The organism is Microbacterium ginsengiterrae, assembly GCF_014205075.1.
Lineage (GTDB): Bacteria > Actinomycetota > Actinomycetes > Actinomycetales > Microbacteriaceae > Microbacterium > Microbacterium ginsengiterrae.
In genome coordinates, this window is sequence record NZ_JACHMU010000001.1 from 627938 (window position 1) to 645735 (window position 17798).

30 protein-coding genes are annotated in these 17798 nt (G+C 65.9%); 1 reads left to right on the forward strand and 29 read right to left on the reverse strand.

Annotated elements, in window-relative coordinates:
• Positions 1-17: 17 nt before the first annotated feature.
• The 8 genes from HD600_RS03150 to HD600_RS03185 all read right to left on the reverse strand — a co-directional run bounded on the left by HD600_RS03150 (position 18) and on the right by HD600_RS03185 (position 4892).
• Entirely contained in the window at positions 18-815 is a 798-nt protein-coding gene (locus HD600_RS03150) for a sulfite exporter TauE/SafE family protein (RefSeq protein WP_422120147.1), read from the reverse strand.
• 96 nt (positions 816-911) lie between these two features.
• Positions 912-1457 carry a 50S ribosomal protein L17 gene (gene rplQ / locus HD600_RS03155; RefSeq protein WP_184281488.1) on the reverse strand — a complete coding sequence of 182 codons (546 nt, stop codon included), beginning with the start codon at positions 1455-1457 and terminating at the stop codon, positions 912-914.
• Positions 1458-1491: 34 nt separating this feature from the next.
• Positions 1492-2481, reverse strand: a complete 990-nt coding sequence (locus HD600_RS03160; protein WP_144792507.1) for a DNA-directed RNA polymerase subunit alpha — start codon at positions 2479-2481, stop codon at positions 1492-1494.
• 140 nt (positions 2482-2621) lie between these two features.
• Positions 2622-3020, reverse strand: a complete 399-nt coding sequence (gene rpsK / locus HD600_RS03165; RefSeq protein WP_033106075.1) for a 30S ribosomal protein S11 — start codon at positions 3018-3020, stop codon at positions 2622-2624.
• 30 nt (positions 3021-3050) lie between these two features.
• Positions 3051-3425: a 30S ribosomal protein S13 gene (gene rpsM / locus HD600_RS03170; protein ID WP_047524098.1), complete on the reverse strand. Its 375-nt coding sequence runs from the start codon at positions 3423-3425 to the stop codon at positions 3051-3053.
• A 218-nt stretch (positions 3426-3643) separates the two neighbouring features.
• Positions 3644-3760: a 50S ribosomal protein L36 gene (rpmJ, locus tag HD600_RS03175; protein ID WP_017885303.1), complete on the reverse strand. Its 117-nt coding sequence runs from the start codon at positions 3758-3760 to the stop codon at positions 3644-3646.
• 65 nt (positions 3761-3825) lie between these two features.
• Positions 3826-4047, reverse strand: a complete 222-nt coding sequence (gene infA / locus HD600_RS03180) for a translation initiation factor IF-1 (protein ID WP_028496510.1) — start codon at positions 4045-4047, stop codon at positions 3826-3828.
• Between the two features lie 182 nt (positions 4048-4229).
• Positions 4230-4892: a DsbA family protein gene (locus tag HD600_RS03185; protein ID WP_184281490.1), complete on the reverse strand. Its 663-nt coding sequence runs from the start codon at positions 4890-4892 to the stop codon at positions 4230-4232.
• Between the two features lie 308 nt (positions 4893-5200).
• Between HD600_RS03185 and HD600_RS03190 the strand changes: the two genes are divergently transcribed.
• Entirely contained in the window at positions 5201-6163 is a 963-nt protein-coding gene (locus HD600_RS03190) for a hypothetical protein (RefSeq protein ID WP_184281492.1), read from the forward strand.
• Positions 6164-6234: 71 nt separating this feature from the next.
• On the opposite strand, the gene map is transcribed toward HD600_RS03190, so the two are convergent.
• The 21 genes from map to rplD all read right to left on the reverse strand — a co-directional run bounded on the left by map (position 6235) and on the right by rplD (position 17797).
• The gene (map, locus tag HD600_RS03195; RefSeq protein ID WP_184281494.1) at positions 6235-7083 is read right to left on the reverse strand and encodes a type I methionyl aminopeptidase; all 849 of its coding nucleotides are present in this window, start codon (positions 7081-7083) and stop codon (positions 6235-6237) included.
• Position 7084: 1 nt separating this feature from the next.
• Complete coding sequence (locus tag HD600_RS03200) at positions 7085-7684, reverse strand: adenylate kinase (RefSeq protein ID WP_144792519.1); 600 nt, start codon at positions 7682-7684, stop codon at positions 7085-7087.
• Positions 7681-9003 carry a preprotein translocase subunit SecY gene (gene secY, locus HD600_RS03205; RefSeq protein ID WP_144792521.1) on the reverse strand — a complete coding sequence of 441 codons (1323 nt, stop codon included), beginning with the start codon at positions 9001-9003 and terminating at the stop codon, positions 7681-7683. Before secY ends, HD600_RS03200 begins: the two co-directional genes overlap by 4 nt.
• Before the next feature lie 102 nt (positions 9004-9105).
• The gene (rplO, locus tag HD600_RS14765; protein ID WP_144792524.1) at positions 9106-9777 is read right to left on the reverse strand and encodes a 50S ribosomal protein L15; all 672 of its coding nucleotides are present in this window, start codon (positions 9775-9777) and stop codon (positions 9106-9108) included.
• Complete coding sequence (rpmD, locus tag HD600_RS03215) at positions 9777-9962, reverse strand: 50S ribosomal protein L30 (protein ID WP_067121122.1); 186 nt, start codon at positions 9960-9962, stop codon at positions 9777-9779. Before rpmD ends, rplO begins: the two co-directional genes overlap by 1 nt.
• A complete protein-coding gene (gene rpsE, locus HD600_RS15015) occupies positions 9962-10672 on the reverse strand; it encodes a 30S ribosomal protein S5 (RefSeq protein ID WP_260980357.1) in 711 nt (236 codons plus the stop codon). Before rpsE ends, rpmD begins: the two co-directional genes overlap by 1 nt.
• Positions 10669-11028, reverse strand: a complete 360-nt coding sequence (rplR, locus tag HD600_RS03225) for a 50S ribosomal protein L18 (RefSeq protein ID WP_144792530.1) — start codon at positions 11026-11028, stop codon at positions 10669-10671. The genes rpsE and rplR overlap by 4 nt, the downstream gene beginning before the upstream one ends.
• 2 nt (positions 11029-11030) lie before the next feature.
• Positions 11031-11567 carry a 50S ribosomal protein L6 gene (rplF, locus tag HD600_RS03230; protein WP_144792533.1) on the reverse strand — a complete coding sequence of 179 codons (537 nt, stop codon included), beginning with the start codon at positions 11565-11567 and terminating at the stop codon, positions 11031-11033.
• A 6-nt stretch (positions 11568-11573) separates the two neighbouring features.
• Entirely contained in the window at positions 11574-11972 is a 399-nt protein-coding gene (rpsH, locus tag HD600_RS03235) for a 30S ribosomal protein S8 (protein ID WP_144792536.1), read from the reverse strand.
• A 123-nt stretch (positions 11973-12095) separates the two neighbouring features.
• Positions 12096-12686, reverse strand: coding sequence for a 50S ribosomal protein L5 (gene rplE, locus HD600_RS03240; RefSeq protein WP_144792539.1), 591 nt, complete (start codon positions 12684-12686; stop codon positions 12096-12098).
• The gene (gene rplX / locus HD600_RS03245) at positions 12686-13045 is read right to left on the reverse strand and encodes a 50S ribosomal protein L24 (RefSeq protein ID WP_144792542.1); all 360 of its coding nucleotides are present in this window, start codon (positions 13043-13045) and stop codon (positions 12686-12688) included. Before rplX ends, rplE begins: the two co-directional genes overlap by 1 nt.
• A gap of 2 nt (positions 13046-13047) precedes the next feature.
• Positions 13048-13416 (reverse strand): 50S ribosomal protein L14, encoded by a 369-nt coding sequence (gene rplN / locus HD600_RS03250; protein WP_033106061.1) that lies wholly within the window; start codon positions 13414-13416, stop codon positions 13048-13050.
• A gap of 26 nt (positions 13417-13442) precedes the next feature.
• On the reverse strand, positions 13443-13751 hold the full coding sequence (gene rpsQ / locus HD600_RS03255; RefSeq protein WP_036324786.1) for a 30S ribosomal protein S17: 309 nt from the start codon (positions 13749-13751) through the stop codon (positions 13443-13445).
• Complete coding sequence (rpmC, locus tag HD600_RS03260; protein ID WP_144792545.1) at positions 13751-14068, reverse strand: 50S ribosomal protein L29; 318 nt, start codon at positions 14066-14068, stop codon at positions 13751-13753. Before rpmC ends, rpsQ begins: the two co-directional genes overlap by 1 nt.
• Positions 14068-14487 carry a 50S ribosomal protein L16 gene (gene rplP / locus HD600_RS03265; RefSeq protein ID WP_144792547.1) on the reverse strand — a complete coding sequence of 140 codons (420 nt, stop codon included), beginning with the start codon at positions 14485-14487 and terminating at the stop codon, positions 14068-14070. Before rplP ends, rpmC begins: the two co-directional genes overlap by 1 nt.
• Positions 14487-15236 carry a 30S ribosomal protein S3 gene (rpsC, locus tag HD600_RS03270; protein ID WP_144792549.1) on the reverse strand — a complete coding sequence of 250 codons (750 nt, stop codon included), beginning with the start codon at positions 15234-15236 and terminating at the stop codon, positions 14487-14489. Before rpsC ends, rplP begins: the two co-directional genes overlap by 1 nt.
• Entirely contained in the window at positions 15236-15634 is a 399-nt protein-coding gene (gene rplV / locus HD600_RS03275; protein WP_144792552.1) for a 50S ribosomal protein L22, read from the reverse strand. Before rplV ends, rpsC begins: the two co-directional genes overlap by 1 nt.
• 25 nt (positions 15635-15659) lie before the next feature.
• Positions 15660-15941, reverse strand: a complete 282-nt coding sequence (gene rpsS, locus HD600_RS03280) for a 30S ribosomal protein S19 (RefSeq protein ID WP_120229702.1) — start codon at positions 15939-15941, stop codon at positions 15660-15662.
• Between the two features lie 12 nt (positions 15942-15953).
• On the reverse strand, positions 15954-16793 hold the full coding sequence (gene rplB, locus HD600_RS03285) for a 50S ribosomal protein L2 (RefSeq protein ID WP_144792555.1): 840 nt from the start codon (positions 16791-16793) through the stop codon (positions 15954-15956).
• A gap of 21 nt (positions 16794-16814) precedes the next feature.
• Positions 16815-17138, reverse strand: coding sequence for a 50S ribosomal protein L23 (gene rplW, locus HD600_RS03290; protein ID WP_144792558.1), 324 nt, complete (start codon positions 17136-17138; stop codon positions 16815-16817).
• Positions 17135-17797, reverse strand: a complete 663-nt coding sequence (gene rplD / locus HD600_RS03295) for a 50S ribosomal protein L4 (protein WP_144792560.1) — start codon at positions 17795-17797, stop codon at positions 17135-17137. Before rplD ends, rplW begins: the two co-directional genes overlap by 4 nt.
• Position 17798: the final 1 nt, after the last annotated feature.

Sequence of the window (17798 nt, forward strand, 5' to 3'; positions counted from 1 at the left end):
TCAGTCTACCGAGCCGGCTAGCGTCGACGGCTGCGGAGCGCCTTGACGGCCATCTGCACCGCGATGAAGGCGAGATAGGCGGCGAACAAAACGTTGCCGAGGAACGGATCGATGAGGGTCGCGAGCCACGCGCCGAGAGCGGTCGTGGAACACGCGGACACACCGATGATCGCTGCGGCGACGATGTCGACGTTGCCGTTTCGGAGGTTGCCGATGGTCCCCGAGATCGCCGTGGGGATCATCATCAACAGCGACGTGCCCTTGGCCTCGAGATCGCTGGTCCCGAAGGCCAGCATGAGCACGGGCACGACGATGACCCCACCACCGACGCCGATGAGTCCGGCGAGGATGCCGGTGCCGACGCCGACGAGGAGGAGCGCCGCACCGTTGATCCACCCGAGCTCGAACACGGCATCCCGTGACGGGATCACGACGAACAGGCTGATGATCACGACGACGAGGAATCCGACGAAGCCCCACCGCAGCGCGCTCTGCGAGATCCGCGGCAGCAGCCGCGTACCGATCTGCGCCCCCACGACCGCGCCGGCGGCAAGGATGAGGGCCGGAATCCACGCGACGTTGCCGCTCACGGCATAGGAGATCACCCCGACACTCGCGGTGGGCACGATCGCGGCCAGCGATGTGCCGGCGGCACGCCGCTGATCGACCTGGAGCATCAGCACGAGGAGCGGCACGATGACGGTGCCGCCACCCACGCCGAACAGGCCGGAGAGGAGACCGGCGAGGAGCCCGATGACGATGAACGAGATGTAGGCGCGCGGCGTGCGGAGGGTACGCGAGGCGTCGGTCATCATGAACGGATCGACCTCAGCACGGCATCCACCCTACTCGGGAAACGGAAGAAGCCCACCCACCCCGCGAGGGGATGGACGGGCTTCTTCTCGAGAGACTTACTTCTCGTCGGTGGGCGCCTCGACGGCGTCGGCGGCAGCGGCCTCAGCGGCAGCGCCCTCCTCCGGCGACTCGGCACCGGCGGCGGCATCCTCGACGGGAGCCTCCTCAGCGGGGGCCTCCTCGACGGGAGCCTCGTCGGCGGGCTTGGCAGCCTTCGGCGCGGTCTTCTTCGCCTTCGGGGTGACGGGCTCGAGGACGAGCTCGATCACGGCCATGGGCGCGTTGTCACCCTTGCGGTTGCCGACCTTCGTGATGCGGGTGTAGCCGCCCTCACGGTCAGCGACCAGCGGCGCGATCTCGGAGAAGAGCGTGTGAACGACTTCCTTGTCTCCGATGATCGACAGCACGCGACGACGCGCGTGCAGGTCGCCGCGCTTGGCGAAGGTGATCAGACGCTCGGCGATCGGACGCAGGCGCTTGGCCTTCGTCTCGGTCGTCTTGATCGACTTGTGCGTGAACAGCGCCGCGGCGAGGTTCGCAAGCAGCAGGCGCTCGTGGGCGGGGCCGCCTCCGAGGCGGGGTCCCTTGTTGGGCTTGGGCATAATCGTCTAACTCCTGGTCAGATATTCGAGAAGGTCAGAAGGATTCGTCTTCGCCTGCGCCGTAGAAGTGGGCGCCGTCGAAGCCGGGCACCGAATCCTTGAGCGACAGACCGAGCGAGATGAGCTTGTCGCGCACCTCGTCGACCGACTTCTGGCCGAAGTTGCGGATGTTCATGAGCTGCGTCTCCGACAGCGCCACGAGCTCGGACACCGTGTTGATGCCCTCGCGCTTGAGGCAGTTGTAGGAGCGGACCGACAGGTCGAGGTCCTCGATCGGCATCGACAGCTCGCTGGAGAGCACGGGCTCGACGGGCGCGGGGCCGATCTCGATGCCCTCGGCCTCGACGTTCAGCTCGCGGGCGAGACCGAACAGCTCGGTGAGGGTCTTGGCAGCCGAGGCGACGGCGTCGCGCGGGGCGATGCTGTTCTTCGTCTCGACGTCGAGGATGAGCTTGTCGAAGTCGGTGCGCTCACCGGCACGAGTCGCCTCGACGCGGTAGCTGACCTTGAGGACCGGCGAGTAGATCGAGTCGACGGGGATCTGCCCGGCCTCGGCGTACTCGTTGCGGTTCTGGGTCGCCGAGACGTAGCCACGGCCGCGCTCGATGGTCAGCTCCAGCTCGAACTTCGCGGTGTCGTTGAGCGTCGCGATGACGAGCTCCGGGTTGTGCACCTCGACACCGGCGGGAGCCGAGATGTCAGCGGCGGTCACTTCACCGGCACCGGTCTTGCGAAGGTAAGCGGTGATGGGCTCGTCGCGCTCCGACGAGACGACCAGCTGCTTGATGTTGAGGATGATCTCGGTGACATCCTCCTTCACGCCGGGGATGGTGCTGAACTCGTGCAGGACACCGTCGATGCGGATGCTGGTGACAGCAGCGCCGGGGATCGACGAGAGCAGGCTGCGGCGCAGCGCATTTCCGATGGTGTATCCGAAGCCGGGCTCGAGCGGCTCGACGATAAACCGGCTGCGGTCCTCGGCGATCTTTTCCTCGGTCAGTGTGGGACGCTGTGCAATGAGCACTCTGTGTTCCTTTCGATCACATGCCCGCTATATGACATGTGGTGGGTGAGGTCTTGAGTTGTGGAAGTCAGTGCCCGCGATCGGGCGTGTGCCGCTCGGACCCTTCGCCATGCGCGGGGCCGAGCGACACACGAGCCGGATCAGACGCGGCGACGCTTCGGCGGGCGGCAGCCGTTGTGCGCCTGCGGGGTGACGTCCTGGATCGAACCGACCTCGAGACCGGCAGCGGTCAGCGAGCGGATCGCGGTCTCACGACCGGAGCCCGGACCCTTGACGAAGACGTCGACCTTCTTGACGCCGTGCTCCTGAGCCTGGCGGGCAGCCGACTCGGCAGCCATACCAGCGGCGTACGGGGTCGACTTGCGCGAGCCCTTGAAGCCCACGCCACCCGACGATGCCCAGCTGATGACAGCGCCGGACGGGTCGGTGATCGAGACGATGGTGTTGTTGAACGTCGACTTGATGTGGGCCTGGCCCAGCGCGATGTTCTTCTTCTCCTTGCGGCGCGGCTTGCGCGCGGCGGCCTTAGGTGCAGCCATGAAAGTTTTCTCCTAGTCCCTGGCCGCTGCTTAGCGGGCCTTCTTCTTGCCGGCGACGGTGCGCTTCGGGCCCTTGCGGGTACGGGCGTTGGTCTTGGTGCGCTGACCGCGGACCGGAAGGCCACGACGGTGGCGGATGCCCTCGTAGGAGCCGATCTCGACCTTGCGGCGGATGTCTGCGGCGACCTCGCGGCGCAGGTCACCCTCCACCTTGTAGTTGCCTTCGATGTAGTCGCGGAGTGCGATGAGCTGGTCGTCGCTCAGGTCCTTGACGCGGATCGACTCGTCGATCTCGGTGGCCTTGAGGATCTCGACCGAGCGGGTACGGCCGACGCCGTAGATGTAGGTAAGGGCGATCACCACGCGCTTGTCGCGCGGGATGTCAACGCCGGCAAGACGTGCCATGCGGTATCTCCTGGGATGAGTAGAGGTGTGGAGCAGAATGTGGACCCGGGCCTCTGTCCCGAGGTGTCCCCCGCGATGCGGGTTCTTGATCCTGCCTGTATGTGTTCAGTTGTTCGCTGTTCGAGCTGGATCTCGACTCGCTCGCGCTTCGCGCGTGCTCGCTCGATCCTGAACCGATCGCGCATCAGGGCGGCTGCGCCGCCATGATCCGCGACGGATCAACCCTGGCGCTGCTTGTGGCGCGGGTTGCTCTTGCAGATCACCATGACGCGCCCGTGACGGCGGATCACCTTGCAGTGATCGCAGATGGGCTTGACGCTGGGCTTGACCTTCATTGTGTTTCCTGTTCGCTGTCTTCACCGGGCAGGCGCAGGCGCCTGGGGTGTTACTTCTCGACCGATCAGCGGTAGCGGTAGACGATGCGACCACGGGTGAGGTCGTAGGGGCTGAGCTCCACGACCACGCGGTCCTCGGGGATGATACGGATGTAGTTCTGCCGCATCTTTCCGGAGATCGTGGCGAGCACCTTGTGTCCGTTGGTGAGCTCAACGCGGAACATCGCGTTGGGCAACGCCTCGGAAATGACGCCCTCGATCTCGATGACACCGTCTTTCTTAGCCATAGCCTCGCTGACGCTTCTGCAGATCGGTCGATCTGCGGTGGATGGGTGATTGTGGTGACCTCGCGGACGGACACGCCGAAACCGGGCACAGGGCACCAACGCTCTATGTTATCCGCTCCGGGCGCCCTCGGCAACTCGAGAGCGGGCCGCCCGTGGGCGACTCGCTCTCTGCGAGGTGTCGATCAGCCGAGGATCTCGGCGAACCGAGTGGCGATCTGCGAGTTCTCGATACGCTCTCCGTCGATCTCGACGGTGGGCGTTCCCTGGATCTCGTGCGAGTTCGTCTGCGAGGTGATGTAGCGCTTGTACGTGCCGTCGGCGATGCAGTCCGCAGCCCCCTCGGCGCCGACCTGGGCCGCGAAGGCGGCGAGTTCGTCGTCGCTGAGTCCCGGCGTGTTCTCCGCAGGCTGGTTCTCGAACAGTACGTTGAAGTACTCCAGCGTCGCCTCGGGCGCCTCGGCGGCCACGCAGTAGACGGACGCCGCGGCCCTGGTGGAGAACTCCGTGTTCTGGGAGTACCGGTCGAGGATCGAGATGGGGTGCAGGTTCAGGGTGATCTCGTCGGCTGCCGCCGCCTCCTGCAGCTGCCCGCCGTATGCGTCCTCGAAGTCACCGCAGATCGGGCACATGAAGTCGACGTAGGTGTCGATCTCCGTCTCGCCCTCGCCGAAGCTGATCGCGCCGGTCTCCTCGTTGACGATCGCACTGCTGGGAGCGGTGCCGGGCGAGCTCGCCTGGTTGTTCAGGAACACCACCAGCCCACCGAGGACCACGAGGACCACGACGACGGCGATCGAGATCCCGATCGCGAACCAGTTGGTGTTGCTCTTGGCGGCAGCGGCCATGACTTTCCGATCTCTCAGGGCCCGCGCTGGAGGCGGGAGGTGCGCTTTCATCCTGCCGAGCAATCCTATGCCCCTCTTGTGAACCCCCTCCGCTCCCCCTCTCCCCCTCCCTTGCCCTTCCCTTGCCTCCCGCCGGCGAGACACCATCCGCGACGCGAGACACCATGCACCGCGTGATGCCTCGTGCCGCGCGTGGTGTCTCGAGCCCGCCGCGAGTTGTTCTGCACAGGGCGGGGAGACAGGGCGGTCGTGCACGAGGACAGGGTCTGCGCAAACAGGGGCAGGGCGCGGAGGGTCAGGATGCGGGGATGCCGCTGCTCCTCACCGACCGCGCGGTCGCCGTCTCACCCGTCCCCCTCCTGACGGCGGCCGCGTGCAGGATGCAGGGAATCCCCGTCTCCCCGGAGGTCCTGCGCCGGGTGCGCCACGGTCTGTACGTGGAGCGCGGTGCATACGAGCGATTGCCGCCGTGGTCGAAGTATGCCGTGCGCGTGCACGCCTTCGCCATGAAGCATCCGGAGGCGACGCTCTGTCTCGAATCCGCCGCCGTCCTCCACGGCCTGCCGAGCTTCGGCGAGACGCGCGACATCCACGTCCACTCGGCCGAACGCGCCAGGTCCCGACGCTTCGGCGACGTACTCGTCCACACCAGCAGCGACCCGCGCGCTGTCGAGCTTGTCAGCGGCGTGCGTGTCACCGGTCTCCTCGACACCGTCGTCGACCTCGGTCGCGCCCTGCCGCCGGCCCAGGCACTTGCCGTGATGGACAGCGCGACATCTCCAGCACAGGGCGGTCCTCTGTCACTCGACGGTCTCCGGCTCCGCTCCGATGCGCAGGTGAACCGCCGTGGCCGCGCCCGCCTGCGTTGGCTGTGGGCGCACGTCGACGGCACGGCGGAGTCGCCGGCGGAGAGCGTCAGCCGCGCGGTGATCCTGTGGTCGGGATTCGAGACGCCGGAACTCCAGCGCTCGTTCACCTACGAAGGAGCCGTCGACCGAGTCGACTTCCACTTCCCCTCCACAGGGTCGATCGGCGAGGTCGACGGGTGGGAGAAGTACGGCTTGGGAAATCCTGCTGCCGCCGCGCAGTCACTCGCCGCGGAGAAGCGCCGGGAGGATCGCCTTCGCAGGAACGGACACCCGTTCGCCCGTTGGGAGTTCGCCGACGCGTGGAAGGTCCGCCCTCTGCAGCATGCGCTCCTCGCCGCTGGCGTCGAACGGGTGGCGCCCCCGCAGCTGCAGCTCCTCTCCACTCTCCGCTCACGACGGTGAGACACCACGGAGGTGGCGAGACATCGCCCGACGCGTGGTGTCTCGACGACGAAGTGGTGTTTCGCGGGGAGTCAGGCGGGGCGGACCGGCGTGATGCCGAACGGCGCGAGGCCGGCGGCACCGCCGTCGGCAGCCGTCAGGACCCAGATGCCGTCGGCATGAAGGGCGACGCTGTGCTCCCAGTGCGAGCCGTCGCTGCCGTCGACCGTCGACACAGTCCAGTCGTCGTCCTCGACGAGGGTCTCCTCGCCTCCGGCGGTGACCATCGGCTCGATCGCGAGGACGAGCCCTGGCTTGACCTCGGCCCCGGGATCCGGGGTTCGGTAGTTGAAGACGCTCGGAGCCTCGTGCATCTTGCGACCGATACCGTGCCCGACGTACTCCCGCAGGATGCCGTACGTCTCACCGGACACCTCTGACGGGCCCTGCGCCTCGATGTACTCCTGGATCGACGCACCGATGTCGCCGAGGTGACGAGCGGTCGCCATCGCGGCGATGCCGGCCCACATCGACCCCTCCGTGACTCGGGAGAGCTCCTCGCGCCGAGCGACGAGTTCCGGGCGCGAGGGGTCGGGGATGACGAAGGTGCGGGCGCTGTCGCCGTTCCAACCATGGAACTGCGCACCGCTGTCGACCGAGACGATGTCCCCCGGCTCCAGCACACGCGCGCCGGGGATACCGTGCACGACCTGCTCGTTCACCGAGATGCACGTGGTGTGGTGGTATCCGCGGACGAGCCGGAAGTTCGATTCGGCCCCGCGCGAGGTGATCGCCGCCGACGCGGCCGCGTCCACGTCAGCCGTGGTCCGACCCGCGCGGATCGCCGCTGCGGCGGCATCCAACGACGCCGCAGTGATGAGTCCCGGTTCGATCATCGCCCGCAGCTGGGCGGGTGTCTTGTAGATCGAGCGTCGGAACACGTCAGGCCGCGAGCGTCAGACCGCGTGCGCGCAGCGCCGCGGTGATGCGCTCGGTGATCTCGTCGAGAGAGCCGACGCCGTCGATGCGGTCGACGATGCCCCGGTCGCCGTACACGGCGAGGATCGGAGCGGTCTCCTTCTCGTAGATGTCGAGGCGGTGCGCGATGGCCTCTTCCGTGTCATCCGACCGGCCCTGCTCCTGCGCACGCAGGGTCAACCGCTCGATGCTCTCCTCGCGGGGGACGTCGAGCAGGATGACGGCGTCCAGCGCCTCACCGCGCGACGCCAGGAACTCCTCGAGGTGCCCGACCTGCGCCGTGTTGCGCGGGTAGCCGTCGAGGATGAAGCCGCCGGCGGCGTCCTCCTGCGACAGGCGGTCGCGCACGATGTCACCGGTCAGCTCGTCCGGCACGAGGTCGCCGCGGTCGAGGATCGCCGTGACCTGCTGGCCGAGTTCCGTTCCGCCCTTGATGTTCGCGCGGAAGATGTCCCCCGTCGAGACGACAGGGATGCCCAGTGCCTCGGCGATGCGCACGCCCTGCGTGCCCTTGCCGGAGCCCTGCGGGCCGACGATGAGGAGTCGAGCGGATGCTGCGTTCAACGGAGGAGCCCTTCGTAGTGGCGCTGCTGGAGCTGCGCATCGATCTGCTTGACCGTCTCGAGACCGACACCGACGATGATGAGGATCGAGGCGCCGCCGAACGGGAAGTTCTGGTTGGCGCCGACGGTGGCCAGAGCGATCAACGGGATCAGCGCGATCAGACCCAGGTAGATCGAGCCGGGGAAAGTGATGCGGGTGAGGACGAAGTCGAGGTAGTCGGCGGTCGGACGTCCGGCACGGATGCCGGGGATGAACCCGCCGTACTTCTTCATGTTGTCGGCGACCTCGACGGGGTTGAACGTGATCGCGACGTAGAAGTACGTGAACCCGATGATGAGCAGGAAGTACGCCGCCATGTAGAGCGGCTGGTCACCTGTGGTGAAGTTCTGCGAGATCCACACGACCCAGGCTGCGGGCTCCGAGCCGTCCTGCGGGGTGTTGAACTGCGCGATGAGCATCGGGATGTACAGCAACGACGAGGCGAAGATGATCGGGATAACACCGGCCATGTTGACCTTGATCGGGATGTAGGTGTTCGTGCCGCCGTAGGTGCGGCGCCCGACCATGCGCTTGGCGTACTGCACGGGGATCCGCCGCTGGGACTGTTCGACGAACACCACGAGCCCCGTCACGACGATTCCGACCGCGAGCACGAGCAGGAACGTCTCGAAGCCGTTCGCCTCGAAGATCGCCCACATCGCGGCCGGGAAGGTCGCAGCGATCGACGTGAAGATGAGCAGCGACATACCGTTGCCGATGCCGCGCTCGGTGACGAGCTCAGCGAACCACATGATCAGACCGGTACCGGCGGTCATCGTGATGATGATGAGCAGCTGCGCCCACCACACGTCGTTTGTGAGGAGCTGCTGACATGCCGCGATGTCAGTGGCTCCGAACAGCTGTCCGCTGCGCGCGACCGTCACGAGAGTGGTCGACTGCAGCAGTGCGAGTGCGATCGTGAGGTAGCGGGTGTACTGGGTCAGGCGGGCCTGGCCGGCCTGACCTTCCTTGTGCAGCGCCTCGAAGTGAGGGATGACGACGCGCAGCAGCTGGGTGATGATCGTCGCCGTGATGTACGGCATGACGCCGAGGGCGAAGATCGACAGCTGGAGCAGCGCGCCGCCGGAGAAGAGGTTGACCAGGCTCAGCAGCCCCTCGGTGCCGGCGTTGATGCGCAGGCACTCCTCGACGTTCGGGAAGTTCACGAACGGAGCAGGGACGTGGGATCCGAGTCGGTAGATGGCGATGATCGCCAGAGTGAAACCGATCTTCCGACGCAAGTCGGGCGTGCGGAAGATCCGCGCGATAGCGCTAAACAAGGGCGTTCCTCCAGAAAAGGGATGCCGACCCGCGACGGACGGCCGAAAGACCAGCGTAACGCAGAGAGGGGCCGGAGAATCTCCGACCCCTCTCTCACGCGACTACTTGACGGATCCGCCTGCCGCGACGATCTTCTGCTCGGCGGAGCCGGAGACCTTGTCGACCGCGACGGTGAGCTTCACGTCGATGTCCCCGTTTCCGAGGACCTTGACCTTCTCGTTCTTGCGAACGGCACCCTTGGCGACCAGGTCGCTGACGGTGACGTCGCCACCCTGGGGGTACAGCTCCGCGAGCTTGTCCAGGTTCACGACCTGGTACTCGACGCGGAACGGGTTCTTGAACCCGCGCAGCTTCGGGGTGCGCATGTGCAGAGGCATCTGCCCACCCTCGAACCCGACGCGAACGGTGTTGCGGGCCTTGGTTCCCTTGGTTCCGCGACCTGCCGTCTTGCCCTTGGAGCCCTCACCGCGACCGACACGGGTCTTGGCGGTGTTGGCGCCGGGGACCGGACGCAGGTGGTGGACCTTGAGCACACCGGGGCGGGATGCCGGGGCATCCGCCTTCGGAGCAGCCTTCTTCGCAGCAGGCTTCTTCGCGGCGGTCTCACCCTTGGCGTCGGCTGCCTTGGCATCCGATGCCTTGGCGGGAGCCTTCTTGGCCGCGGGCTTCTTCTCGGCAGCAGCCTTGGGAGCGGCAGCCTTCTTCGGGGCCTTCTCGGCCTCGACCGAAGCGTCGCCTGCGCTGAGCTTCGCCGAAGTGTTCTTCTCAGCCATTAGTCGATCTCCTCAACCTTGACGAGGTGTGCGACGGTCTTGACGTAGCCGCGCGTCTGCGCGTCGTCAGGGCGAACGGTGCTGTCACCGATTCGCTTCAGACCGAGGCTGCGCAGCGTGTCACGCTGGTTCTGCTTCTCGCTCACCTTGGACTTGATCTGGGTCACCTTCAGACGGGCGGCCATCAGGCACCTACCTTTGCCGCAGCCGCAGCAGCGGCCTTGGCCTCGTTGCGGATGATGATGCCCGGAACGACAGCGTCGTAGTCGAGGCCACGACGGGCAGCGACGGCACGAGGCTCCTCGAGGCTCTTGAGGGCCTCGACGGTCGCGTGCACGATGTTGATCGTGTTCGACGAACCGAGCGACTTGGACAGGACGTCGTGGACACCGGCGCACTCGAGCACGGCGCGGACGGGACCACCGGCGATGACACCGGTACCGGCAGCAGCCGGACGCAGCAGCACGACGCCGGCAGCGGCCTCACCCTGGACGGGGTGCGGGATGGTGGTTCCGACGCGCGGGACGCGGAAGAAGTTGCGCTTGGCCTCTTCGACACCCTTCGAGATCGCCAGAGGGACCTCGCGGGCCTTGCCGTAGCCGACGCCGACCGTACCGTTGCCGTCACCGACGACCACGAGGGCGGTGAAGCTGAAGCGACGTCCACCCTTCACGACCTTCGAGACGCGGTTGATGGTGACGACGCGCTCCAGGAACTGGTTGTCGCCACGGTCGCGCGAGTTGCGGTCGCGGCCACCCTGGCCTCGGTCACGGCCGCCGCGGCGGCCTTCGCGCTGCTCGCGAGCGGGCTCTGCTGCCTCGGTGGTCGAGGCAGTAGCCGTCTCCGGAGCGGCAGCAGCCGTTTCGGTCACTTCGTTCTCCTTGTTGTCACTCACAGTGCCAGCCCCCCTTCGCGGGCGCCGTCGGCGATGGCCGCGACGCGACCGGCGTAGCGGTTGCCACCGCGGTCGAACACGACCTCGGTGACACCGGCGGCCTTCGCGCGCTCGGCGACGAGTTCGCCGACCTTGCGGGCCTTGGCCGTCTTGTCACCGTCGAACGAGCGCAGCTCGGTCTCGAGCGTGGACGCGGAGGCGACGGTGTGGCCCTTGCTGTCGTCGACCACCTGGACGAAGACGTGGCGAGCCGAACGGTTGACGACGAGGCGCGGGCGCACCTCGGTGCCGACGACCTTCTTGCGAAGGCGGGTGTGACGACGCGCGCGGGCGTCAGACTTTGACTTGAGAGCCATGGTTACTTACCACTCTTTCCGGCCTTGCGACGCACGTTCTCGCCGGCGTAGCGCACGCCCTTGCCCTTGTACGGCTCGGGCTTGCGGATCTTGCGGATGTTGGCAGCTGCCTCACCGACAGCCTGCTTGTCGATGCCACTCACGGTGAGCTTGTTGGTGCCCTCGACCGTCAGGGTGATGCCCTCGGGAGCGTCGATCAGGACCGGGTGCGAGAAGCCGAGGGCGAACTCGACCGAGCTCCCCTTCTGCTGCACGCGGTAACCGGTACCGACGACCTCGAGGCCCTTGGTGTAGCCCTGGGTGACGCCGATGATGTTGTTGTTGATGAGCGTGCGGGTCAGGCCGTGAAGCGACCGCGACTCGCGCTCGTCGTCGGGACGGGTGACAACCACCTGGTTGTCCTCGACCGCGACCTCGATGGGCTTGGCCACGTTCAGGGTGAGCTCACCCTTGGGGCCCTTCACCGTGACCACGCGGTTGTCGACCGAGACGGTCACACCCGCGGGGATCTCGATGGGAAGTCGTCCAATACGCGACATTTGGGATTACCACACGTAGGCGAGAACTTCTCCGCCCACGCCCTTCTGCTCGGCCTGACGGTCCGTGAGGAGACCGGAGGAGGTGGACAGGATGGCCACGCCGAGGCCACCGAGGACCTTGGGGAGCTCCGTGGACTTCGCGTAGACACGAAGACCCGGCTTCGAAACGCGCTTGATGCCCGCGATCGAACGCTCACGGTTGGGGCCGTACTTCAGCGTGAGGGTGAGGTTCTGGCCGACGCGTGCGTCGGTGACCTCGTAGCCGGAGATGTAACCCTCCTGCTTGAGGATGTCGGCGATGTGCGTCTTGAGCTTGCTCGACGGCAGCGACACAGTGTCGTGGTGCGCCGAGTTCGCGTTGCGCAGACGGGTCAGCATGTCTGCGACCGGGTCTGTCATTGTCATGGGTGTTTTCCTTTGGTCATGAGGTTTCGGCTGCCGTTACACGACAGACGACCTTCGATGAGTCGCAATCTTCAATTGTAAGCGCACGCGGAACCCCCGCCCGACGGGCGGGGGTTCGAAGCGTCACGCCTGTGCGTCCTCCGACTTGAACGGGAAGCCGAGGTGGCGGAGCAGTGCCCGACCCTCGTCGTCCGTCTTCGCCGAGGTGACGACGGTGATGTCGAAACCGCGGACGCGGTCGATCTTGTCCTGGTCGATCTCGTGGAACACGCTCTGCTCCTGGAGACCGAAGGTGTAGTTGCCGTGACCGTCGAACTGCTTGGCCGACAGACCGCGGAAGTCGCGGATGCGGGGCAGTGCGAGCGAGACCAGGCGGTCCACGAACTCCCACGCACGGTCACCACGGAGGGTGACGTGCGCACCGATGGCCTGACCCTCACGCAGCTTGAACTGCGCGATGGACTTGCGGGCCTTCGTGACGATCGGCTTCTGACCGGTGATCTTGGTGAGATCCTCGACCGCGCCATCGATCACCTTGCTGTCGCGAGCCGCCTCACCGACACCGGTGTTGACGACGACCTTGACGAGGCCGGGGATCTGCATCACGTTCTTGTAGCCGAACTCGTCCTGCAGCTTCTGCTGGATCTCGGCCTTGTACTTCTGCTTCAGGCGCGGCTGGATCTTGCCAGCCGGCGCGGCAGTGTCGGTGCTCATCAGAGGTCCTTACCTGACTTCTTCGCGTAGCGCACGCGGACGGTGCGGGTGACGCCGTCCTTGGTCTTCTCCTCGACCCGGTGGCCGACACGGGTCGGCTTCTTGGTCTCGGGGTCAACGAGTGCGACGTTCGAGATGTGGATCGGGGCTTCGATGGTCTCGATGCCGCCGGTCTTGGTGCCACGCTGCGTCTGGCCGACGCGCGTGTGCTTGGTCATGTAGTTGACGCCCTCGACGATCACGCGGTTCTGCTCGGTGAGGACCTCGAGGACCTTACCCTGCTTGCCGCGATCGCCGCCGCGCTCGGGCTTTGCGCCCGAGATGACCTGAACCAGGTCACCCTTCTTGATTTTCGCCATGATCAGATAACCTCCGGCGCCAGCGAGACGATCTTCATGAACTTCTTGTCACGAAGCTCGCGACCGACCGGTCCGAAGATACGGGTGCCGCGGGGCTCCCCGTCGGTCTTCAGGATGACGGCGGCGTTCTCGTCGAACTTGATGTAGGAGCCGTCCGGACGACGGACCTCCTTCTTGGTGCGGACGATGACCGCCTTGACGACATCGCCCTTCTTCACGTTGCCGCCGGGGATCGCGTCCTTGACGGTGGCGACGATGGTGTCACCCAGACCTGCGTAACGACGGCGTGAGCCACCGAGGACGCGGATCGTGAGCAGCTCCTTCGCGCCGGTGTTGTCGGCGACCTTGAGGCGGGATTCCTGCTGAATCACAATTACTCCTTAAGCAAGCCGAAGGCTTACTTGGCCTTTTCGACGATCTCGACCAGACGCCACCGCTTGGTGGCGCTGAGCGGACGGGTCTCGCTGATGACAACCAGGTCGCCGATGCCCGCCGAGTTGGTCTCGTCGTGCACCTTGCGCTTCTCGGTACGGCGGATGACCTTGCCGTAGAGAGGGTGCTTCACGCGGTCCTCGACCTCGACGACGATGGTCTTATCCATCTTGTCGCTGACGACGTATCCACGCTGCGTCTTGCGGTAACCGCGAGCGTTCTCGTCACGCACGTCGTGCGAGACGGGAGCTTCCGCTTCCTTCTTGGTGGCCATTACTCAGCCTTCCCTTCGGCGTCGTCCGAGGCATCCTCGGTCTTCTTCGCCTTCGACTTGGACGCCTTCTTCGCCGGCGCCTCGACCGGAGCCGGCGTCGCGCGGATGCCGAGCTCGCGCTCGCGGATCACCGTGTAGAGGCGTGCGATGTCGCGCTTGACGGCGCGGATGCGGCCGTGGCTGTCCAGCTGGCCGGTGGCCGACTGGAAGCGGAGGTTGAACAGCTCCTCCTTGGCCTTGCGCAGCTCCTCGACGAGGCGCTGGTCTTCGAACGTGTCGAGCTCTGCCGGAGCGAGCTCCTTGGTGCCGATCGCCATTACGCGTCGCCCTCCTCGCGCTTGATGATGCGTGCCTTGAGAGGCAGCTTGTGAATTGCTCGGGTCAGAGCCTCGCGTGCGAGCTCTTCGCTGACGCCGGCGACCTCGAAGAGGACGCGACCCGGCTTGACGTTGGCGACCCACCACTCGGGGGAACCCTTACCGGAACCCATGCGGGTCTCGGCAGGCTTCTTGGTGAGCGGACGGTCGGGGTAGATGTTGATCCACACCTTTCCGCCACGCTTGATGTGACGCGTCATCGCGATACGAGCTGCCTCGATCTGACGGTTGGTCACGTAAGCGGGCGTGAGGGCCTGGATGCCGTACTCGCCGAAGGAGACCTTCGTGCCGCCGGTAGCCTGACCCGAGCGACCCGGGTGGTGCTGCTTGCGGAACTTGACCTTACGGGGGATGAGCATTATGCCGACGCTCCTTCTGCAACAGGTGCCTCGTTGCGCGGGCCACGACGACGGTCGCCGCCACGGTCGCGCGAAGGCTTCTGGTTGGCCTGCTCGCGAGCGAGCTCCTTGTTGGTGAGGTCGCCCTTGTAGATCCACACCTTCACGCCGATGCGACCGAACGTGGTGCGCGCCTCGTAGAAGCCGTAGTCGATGTTCGCGCGCAGCGTGTGCAGCGGCACACGACCCTCGCGGTAGAACTCGGAGCGGCTCATCTCCGCGCCGCCGAGGCGACCGGAGACCTGGATGCGGATGCCCTTGGCGCCGGCGCGCTGAGCGCCCTGCAGACCCTTGCGCATCGCGCGACGGAACGCCACACGAGCAGAGAGCTGCTCGGCGATGCCCTGGGCGACGAGCTGAGCGTCGGCCTCGGGGTTCTTGACCTCGAGGATGTTCAGCTGGATCTGCTTGCCGGTGAGCTTCTCGAGGTCGCCGCGGATGCGCTCGGCCTCGGCGCCACGACGACCGATCACGATGCCCGGACGGGCGGTGTGGATGTCGACGCGGACGCGGTCGCGGGTGCGCTCGATCTCGATGCTCGAGACACCGGCGCGGTCCAGCTGCGTCTTCAGCAGGTTACGGATCTTGACGTCCTCGGCCACGTAGTCGGCGTAACGCTGTCCCGGCTTCGTCGAGTCCGAGAACCAGCGGGACACGTGGTCCGTGGTGATTCCGAGGCGGAAGCCGTACGGGTTTACTTTCTGGCCCATTACTTGCTCGCCTTCTTCTTGCTGTCACCGTCGGTCGCAGCGGCGACCTCGGGCGTCGAGAGCACGACCGTGATGTGGCTCGTGCGCTTCTTGATCTGGAAAGCGCGACCCTGAGCGCGGGGGCGGAAACGCTTGAGCGTCGTGCCCTCGTCGACGTACGCGTTTGCCACGTACAGGTCCTGCTCGTCGAGGTACTCGCCGTCGCGATCTGCCTTCACCTGCGCGTTGGCCATGGCCGACGCGACAAGCTTGTAGATCGGCTCACTGGCGCTCTGCGGGGCGAACTTCAGGATCGCCAGAGCTTCCTGGGCCTGCTTGCCCTTGATGAGCGCGACGACACGACGAGCCTTCTGAGGGGTCACGCGGATGTGTCGCACGCGTGCGATGGACTCCACCATTTCTCTCTCCTCTATCGTCCCCGCGTCAGCGGCGACGGCCCTTCTTGTCGTCCTTCTCGTGGCCGCGGAAGGTGCGGGTGGGCGCGAACTCGCCCAGCTTGTGACCGACCATGGTCTCGGTGACAAACACAGGAATGTGCTTGCGACCGTCGTGGACCGCGATCGTGTGGCCCAGCATGGCCGGGATGATCATGGACCGGCGAGACCAGGTCTTGATGACGTTCTTGGTACCGGCTTCGTTCTGCACGACGACCTTGCGAAGCAGGTGCTCGTCGACGAAGGGGCCCTTCTTGAGACTCCGTGGCATCTTCTTCTACTCCTACTTGCGCTTCTTGCCGGCGGTGCGACGACGCACGATGTACTTGTCGCTTTCCTTGTTGGCGTGACGGGTACGACCCTCTGCCTGACCCCAAGGGGTGACAGGGTGGCGGCCACCGGAGGTCTTACCCTCACCACCACCGTGGGGGTGGTCGACCGGGTTCATCGCGACACCACGGACGGTCGGGCGGATGCCCTTCCAGCGGTTACGGCCGGCCTTGCCCCAGTTGATGTTCGACTGCTCGGCGTTGCCGACCTCGCCGATCGTGGCGCGGCAGCGTGCGTCGACGTTGCGGATCTCGCCCGAGGGCAGACGAAGCTGCGCGTAGGGGCCGTCCTTGGCGACGAGACGCACGGACGTACCGGCCGAACGAGCCAGCTTCGCGCCGCCGCCGGGGCGGAGCTCGATCGCGTGGATCACGGTACCGGTGGGGATGTTCTTCAGCGGCAGGTTGTTGCCCGGCTTGATGTCAGCCGATGCACCCGACTCGATGATGTCGCCCTGGCTCAGCTTGTTCGGCGCGAGGATGTAGCGCTTCTCGCCGTCGAAGTAGTGCAGCAGTGCGATGCGTGCGGTGCGGTTGGGGTCGTACTCGATGTGAGCGACCTTGGCGTTGACGCCGTCCTTGTCATTGCGACGGAAGTCGATGACGCGGTACTGGCGCTTGTGGCCACCACCGATGTGACGGGTCGTGATGCGGCCCTGGTTGTTGCGACCACCGGTCTTGGAGAGCGGGCGCAGCAGCGACTTCTCGGGCGTCGATCGAGTGATCTCGGCGAAGTCAGCCACTGACGAGCCACGGCGACCGGGGGTCGTGGGCTTGTACTTGCGAATAGCCATGATTGTCCTTTATCCCCCGGATCAGCCGATTGCCGTGAAGATGTCGATGGTGCCCGACTTCAGGCTCACGATGGCGCGCTTGGTGTCCTTGCGCTTACCGGTGCCGAAGCGGGTGCGACGGGCCTTGCCGACGCGGTTGATCGTGTTGACCGATGCGACCTTGACGTCGAAGATCTTCTCGATGGCGAGCTTGATCTCGGTCTTCGATGCACGCGGGTCCACGAGGAAGGTGTACTTGCCCTCATCGATCAGCGAGTAGCTCTTCTCAGAGACGACCGGCTTCAGGATGATGTCGCGGGGGTCCTTGTTGAACGCCGTCTGAAGGGCGCCCTTCTGCTCGGTCATGCCGAGACCTCCTCGGTTGCGCCGGTCTTCGAGGCGATGAAGCCCTCGAGTGCGGCCTTGGTGAAGACGATGTCGTCGGAGACGAGAACGTCGTACGCGTTGAGCTGGTCGAAGCTGATCACGTGGAGGTTCGAGAGGTTACGAATGCTCTTCGTGGTCAGTTCATCGTTGCGCTCGGTGACGACGAGGACGTTCTTCGACGAAGCGACGGTCGCGAGGAACTTCGCGGCGGTCTTGGTCGAAGGCGTGCCGTCGATGCCGAACGACTCGATGGCGTGCAGGCGGTCACCGCGGAAGCGGTCGCTGAGGGCTCCGAGGAGGGCCGCGGCGATCATCTTCTTGGGGGTGCGCTGCGAGTAGTCACGCGGCTTCGGGCCGTGGACGATGCCACCGCCGGTCATGTGCGGCGCGCGGATCGAGCCCTGACGGGCGTTACCCGTGCCCTTCTGCTTGAAGGGCTTGCGGCCGGCACCGGAGACCTCGCCACGACGCTTGGTCGAGTGCGTGCCCTGGCGAGCCGCCGCGAGCTGCGCGACGACGACCTGGTGGATGAGCGGAATGTTCGTCTTGACGTCGAAGAGCGCGGCAGGCAGCTCGATGGAGCCAGCCTTCTTGCCGTCGGCCTTGAGGACGTCGAGCGCGAGAGTCGAGTCAGCCATG